Annotated in this window: 6 protein-coding genes; 3 read left to right on the top strand and 3 right to left on the bottom strand. The window is 65.9% G+C overall.

The window, feature by feature from the left end:
* Positions 1-259 precede the first annotated feature (259 nt).
* On the bottom strand, positions 260-649 hold the full coding sequence (locus AC2VOU_RS04650; RefSeq protein ID WP_486956297.1) for a heavy metal-responsive transcriptional regulator: 390 nt from the start codon (positions 647-649) through the stop codon (positions 260-262).
* Between the two features lie 57 nt (positions 650-706).
* On the opposite strand from AC2VOU_RS04650, the gene merC reads away from it, so the two are divergent.
* From merC to merB, 3 genes are read left to right on the top strand one after another with little or no spacing between them, the layout of a single operon-like run.
* Entirely contained in the window at positions 707-1,177 is a 471-nt protein-coding gene (merC, locus tag AC2VOU_RS04645) for an organomercurial transporter MerC (protein WP_486956296.1), read from the top strand.
* Between the two features lie 5 nt (positions 1,178-1,182).
* Positions 1,183-2,634 (top strand): mercury(II) reductase, encoded by a 1,452-nt coding sequence (gene merA, locus AC2VOU_RS04640; protein ID WP_486956295.1) that lies wholly within the window; start codon positions 1,183-1,185, stop codon positions 2,632-2,634.
* 40 nt (positions 2,635-2,674) lie between these two features.
* A complete protein-coding gene (merB, locus tag AC2VOU_RS04635; RefSeq protein ID WP_486956294.1) occupies positions 2,675-3,454 on the top strand; it encodes an organomercurial lyase MerB in 780 nt (259 codons plus the stop codon).
* 74 nt (positions 3,455-3,528) lie between these two features.
* Here merB and AC2VOU_RS04630 read toward each other — a convergent pair whose 3' ends face one another.
* Both AC2VOU_RS04630 and AC2VOU_RS04625 read right to left on the bottom strand, forming a co-directional pair.
* The gene (locus AC2VOU_RS04630; protein ID WP_486956293.1) at positions 3,529-4,866 is read right to left on the bottom strand and encodes an IS256 family transposase; all 1,338 of its coding nucleotides are present in this window, start codon (positions 4,864-4,866) and stop codon (positions 3,529-3,531) included.
* A 226-nt stretch (positions 4,867-5,092) separates the two neighbouring features.
* Positions 5,093-5,522 (bottom strand): hypothetical protein (locus AC2VOU_RS04625; protein ID WP_486956292.1); only part of this gene is annotated, 430 nt, incomplete at its 5' end.

The raw sequence follows: 5,522 nt of genomic DNA, 5'->3' as shown, positions 1-5,522 counted from the left end.
GGTCGCGTCCGAATGGCGGTGTAAAAGCACAGCCCGGTTCGTCGCTTCGCCGTCAGCATACGGGCGGCGGAACTCGGGCAACAGGCTCCGTTCAGAGCTGCCTGAGGTGATGTCACGGATAGCGGGTGCTGATCGAGAATCGATTCCTACCACGGATCTGAGAACCTTTGCGTCAGCGGTGTCGCAATTCGCGGTGCGCAAAGCATGCCGCGAGGCGAGTGTCCGATTGGGGTTCGGTACTTGGACGCACGTGACGGGCTTAGAGGTATCGGCAGACCTGCTCGTCCGTGCAGGTGGTGGGCTCGGGTGTGGCGGCCTGACTGCGTAATTGGGCAATCGTGTCGCGAAGAGCGACGAGCTTGCCGATCTGGTGGTCGAGGTCGGCGAGTCGGGTGTCAAGAAGGTCGCGGACGTGCTCACAGGGGGCTTGACCGCGGTCGCGGATTTGGAGGATCTGGCGGATCTGGGCGAGCGTGAGCCCGGCGGCCTTGCCTCGATGGATGAAGTCGATCCTCGAGACGACCTTAGTTGGGTAGTCGCGGTAACCGGCGGGTGTGCGTTGCGCTTCGGGGAGCAGGCCCTGCTCCTCGTAGAAACGCAGGGTCTTGGTGCTGGTGCCGACGGCGTCGGCCAGCTCTCCGATCCGCATTGGCCGTACCTCCCGAGATTTGACCTTCACCTGTACTGGAAGGTCCAGTCTGGTGGCATGGAACGGGTTACTCAAGCGGTTCAGGAGGGCCAAGTGCAACAGATTGTGCGCATGATGACCGACAAGGTGGGTGTCGTGGGCACCGTGGTGTCCACGATGGCGTGCGCCATGTGTTTCCCGGCGGTGGGCGCTATCGGGGCGGCCGTTGGGCTGGGGTTTCTCTCCCAGTGGGAAGACGTATTCATCAATGTTTTGCCGCTGTTTGCGGCGCTCGTCTTGGTCGCCAACGGACTGGGGTGGTTGGCCCAGCGGCAATGGCGTCGCAGCGCCCTGGGGATGATGGGCCCGATCCTGGTTCTGATCGGGTGGGTTTCGTTCGCGAGCGGTGTCCTGGCGCACGGGCCGTCAAGGGTCGTGCTGTACGCGGGACTGGTGGTCATGGTCGTCTTCGCGGTGTGGGACCTGGTCGCGCCAGGTAGCCGCCGTTGCGGGCCCGAAGACTGCGAACTGCCCGCGAAACACCGATGAAACCGATGAAATCCCTGGGCCAAGTGGAAAAGTCGAGGGTCGATCTTGCCGTGATCGGGTCGGGTGGGGCGGCGTTCGCGGCCGCGATCCGCGCCTCGACGCTGGGCAAGTCGGTGGCGATGATCGAGCGCGGCACCGTGGGTGGGACGTGCGTGAACACCGGCTGTGTGCCGTCGAAGGCACTGCTCGCCGCCGCCGAGGCCCGCCACACCGCGCTCGATTCCGGTCGCTTCCCCGGGATCAGCACGAGTGCCGACCCCGTCGACATGCCCGGCCTCGTCGAGGGAAAGCGCTCCCTCGTCGAGGCGCTGCGCACGGAGAAATACCTCGACATCGCCGAGGACTACGGCTGGGCACTACTGCGCGGGCAGGCCTCGTTCGACGGCACCCCGAACGCGCCGGTAGTGCAGGTAACCGCCGAGGACGGCACCAGTAGGCTGGTCGTGGCCGCGCACTATCTGGTCGCGACCGGTTCTCGCCCCACCATCCCCGCGATCGACGGACTCGACCAGGTCGACTACCTGACCTCGACCACCGCGATGGAACTCAAGGAGCTCCCCGAAACACTGCTGGTACTCGGCGGCGGATACGTCGCCTTGGAACAGGCCCAGCTGTTCGCCCGGCTCGGCTGCAAGGTCACCATGCTGGTCCGCTCCCGGCTGGCCTCCCGCGAAGAACCAGAGGCGTCGCAGGCCCTGCTCGAGGTGTTCGCCGACGAGGGCATCCAGGTCGTCGGTCAAGCGGTCGTCGACTCGGTGACGACCGATCCAGCCACCCGACGGGTGGTTGCGGTCGCGTCGGTGGCCGGTGCCGGGGAGCAGTTCACCGCTGAGCGGCTGTTGGTCGCGCTGGGCCGCACCCCGGTCACCGATGGACTCCACCTCGGCGCGGTGGACGTCAAGACCGGGGACGGCGGGCAGATTGCGGTCACCGATCAGCTCGCGACATCCAACCCGCGGATCTGGGCGGCCGGGGATGTCACCGGGCACCGCCAGTTCGTGTACGTCGCCGCCTCGCACGGCGCGATGATGGTCGACAACGCGTTCACCGACGCGAACCGGTCGGTCGACTACACGACCCTGCCCCGGGTGACGTTCACCAGCCCCGCGCTGGGCACGGTCGGGATGACCGATGCACAGGCCGTCGCGGCTGGCATCCGCTGTGACTGCCGCGTGCTGCCCCTGCACTACGTGACCCGGGCGCTGGTCAACCGCGATACCCGCGGCTTCGTCAAAGTGGTCGCCGACGCCGACACCGGACGGATCCTGGGGATCACCGCGGTCGCCAAAGACGCCGGCGAGCTCGCCGCGGCCGGGGTCTACATCGTTGCGGCCGGCATGACCGTAAATCAGGTCGCCAACAGCTGGGCCCCATATCTGACCATGGCCGAAGCCATCAAGATCGCCTGCCAGTCCTTTGTCACCGACGTCGCCAAGCTGTCCTGCTGCGCCTCCTGAACACCGTGGATCTACAGCCACTCGAAAACCGGAAGATGCGATGACTGACTTCACTCCCGACCCCGGCGTCGACCGACTGGCGGTTCCCGACGAGACCGGCCTGGACCCGGCAATCCTGGTCCCACTGCTGCGGCTGCTCACGTCCGGGAACCCGGTTGAGGTGACCGCGCTCGCCGCCACGGCTGGCCGCACCATCGAGCAGACCCGCGCCCAGCTGGCGAAGCGCCCCGACACCGAGTATGACGACGAGGGTCGGATCGTCGGCCAAGGGCTGACCCTGCGCCCGACCCCACATCGGTTCACCCTCGACGGCGAGCAGCTCTACACCTGGTGCGCCCTGGACACCTTGATCTTCCCGCTCATCCTCGACCGGGAAGCCCACATTGAGTCGGTCTCCCCGGCCACTGGGCAGCCAATCCGGTTAACCGCGGGCCCGCGCGGAGTGCGCGACGTCGAGCCGGCCACCGCGGTGCTGTCGCTGGTCAACCCCGAGGACATGACCGAGATCCGCTCCGCATTCTGCAACCAGGTGCACTTCTTCACCTCGGTCAGCGATGCCCAGTCCTGGCTCGAGACAAACCCAGGCGGGCAGGTCATGCCGGTTACAGACGCCTTCGAGCTCGCCGCGCAGCTGACCACCGCGTTGCTCGCCACCTTGCCGCCGCAACACGAGTCGCCGGCCGCCGCCCGCGATAGTTGCCGTCCCCAACAGCGACCCGATCGCCGAGACTCGGTGCATCCCGAAAGTCCTTCTACCGCAACCTCGAACGCGGCCCCCGGCCACCGAAGCACCTGTGCCTTTGACGACCCGAACGGATAGGCCCCGTGCCACCGGGTGTGACGGATATCGGTCCCTTACTGAGACGGACGGACGTCGTGACGCGGCAGGTCTCACTACGCGGTGGCGGCATCGGGATCTGTCAGGCTGGCAGATGCTCGACGTTGCGGCGGCCGCAGTTCACGGGGTGGGTCGAGCAGTGATCGGCGTAGGTCTTGCAGCAATCGGGTGCCGACCGGTGTCATGGTCAGACCGCGCCAACCGGCCGCGGCGCGATCCAGTACGGCCCACACCAGGCTGATGGCGCTGGTCTCGCCGGGGAATCTGCCGATGACCTTGGTGCGCCGCTTGGTCTCCCCAAAAGATCGCTCAATGAAATTCGAATGTCGAACGCGCCCATGGTGTTCGACGGGAAACCGCAGATAGGCCGTCAGCCCTGCTTGGTCGGTGAGCAGGATCCGCATAGCCGCCGGGTAGAGGTCGGCGTATTTGGCGGCGAACGCTTCGATGCGCTTGTCGATGATCTCGACCAGCTGGGGTCCCGGTTTCACCGTCAGATCGGTGGTGTCGAAGATGGCCCAGTAGCCGTCGCGAACTTCGGGTTGCATCCCGGTGGGGATTTTGGCGAGCACGTTGCGGAGTCGATGAATAAGACATCTCTGGCGCAACGCTTTTGGATAGATTTGTTCGATGGCCGCGATCAAGCCCTTGGCGCCGTCAGAGACGACCAGCAGCGGAGTGGCAAGGCCGCGTTCGCGCAGATCGGTCAGGAAGTCGGCCCACGCGTCGGTGGACTCGCCGGTCCCAGGGGACAATCCGACGAACACCGGTTTGCCCTCGGTGGTGATGCCCCAGGCCGCCAACACCGGCTCGGCCGGCGACCCAGGATGCATCCGAAAGAACGAGGCATCCAAAAACAGATAGTCCAGCACGATCTCGTCGAGTCGGCGACGCGCCCACGCCCGATACTCGGCTCGGATCGCCTTGCAGACCTCCGAGACCGTCGACTTGGAGATCGCGGCCTGATCACCGAGCGCTTCGGCAAGGGTGGCCTCGACATCCCGCACGGACAGCCCGCGCACAAACGCCGCGATCACCAGCGTCTCCAGGGCATTGGTTTTCGTCACGTGCTTACCGAACAACCGCGACGCGAACGCTGCGGTGGTGCCGCGCAACTTCGGCCGCTCCAACGTGACCGGCCCGACGGTGGTTTTGACCGTCACCGGCCGATACCCGTTGCGTGAGCCCTCGTTAGCGTCGGGACAGGCGGCGATGCGTTGGTAGCGGTGGCGGCCGAGGAACTCGGTGACCTCCGCCTCCAGCGCCGCCTGCATCAACAGCTGGGCGCCCAGACGGGCGACTTCTTCAAGGATCTCCGGCAGCTCCCGATCCTCGGCAAACAAGGCGTCGACCTTGGCGCGGATACGGTCGGTGGCTGATACTCGAACAGGCACGGGTGTTGCTCCTTCTTCGCAGACTTGCAGGTCGTGAAGCGGAACCTACGCCCGTGCTCCCTATTTACACCGGATTCCGGACACGACCGGGAAAGGCCCGTAGTGAGTCCTGTTCGGCCCGAACGGTGTTCACCGCTGACGGTGGCGATGCAGCGTCGGGTACAGCGAGAGCAGCCCGCACGCCTCCCCATCCGACCGATGGGTTTCCGCTTCGCGGAGGATCCGGTCAATCGTTCGGTCCCCTCGTCCACGGGGCGCGGGGGTGTTGGTCGTAGTCCGTGGCGGTCCGCTCGACATACTCACCGAACTCATCGTCGATGCGACGTTCGAGCTCCGCCCCGGTGATTTCCTCGCGGTTGGTGTTGAATCTCGGAGCGTAATCGGTCCGCCAAGCGAAGAGATCCTCGTGTGACCCCATCCCGCCGCGGAGGTCGAACAGGTGCTCGGCGGTGAGGGCGAAGTGCGGCCGTCCTGTGGGTCCCTCGGTCACTCGCCATTCTTTGCCGCAGTTGGCGGCGCGATCCAGTGTTGCGGCGAAGGTCGCTCGGGCGCCGAGCTGGTCCGCTGCGCCCCACAATTTGTCCAACTCCTCCGGAGAAAGGCCACGCGCGTTCGCCTTGCACTCTCCCAAAACGATTTCCCCGTTGCGAAGGACA

The sequence above is a fragment of the Mycobacterium sp. TH-M25 genome, from assembly GCF_057473665.1.
This window is presented reverse-complemented; position numbering and strand designations above follow the sequence as displayed.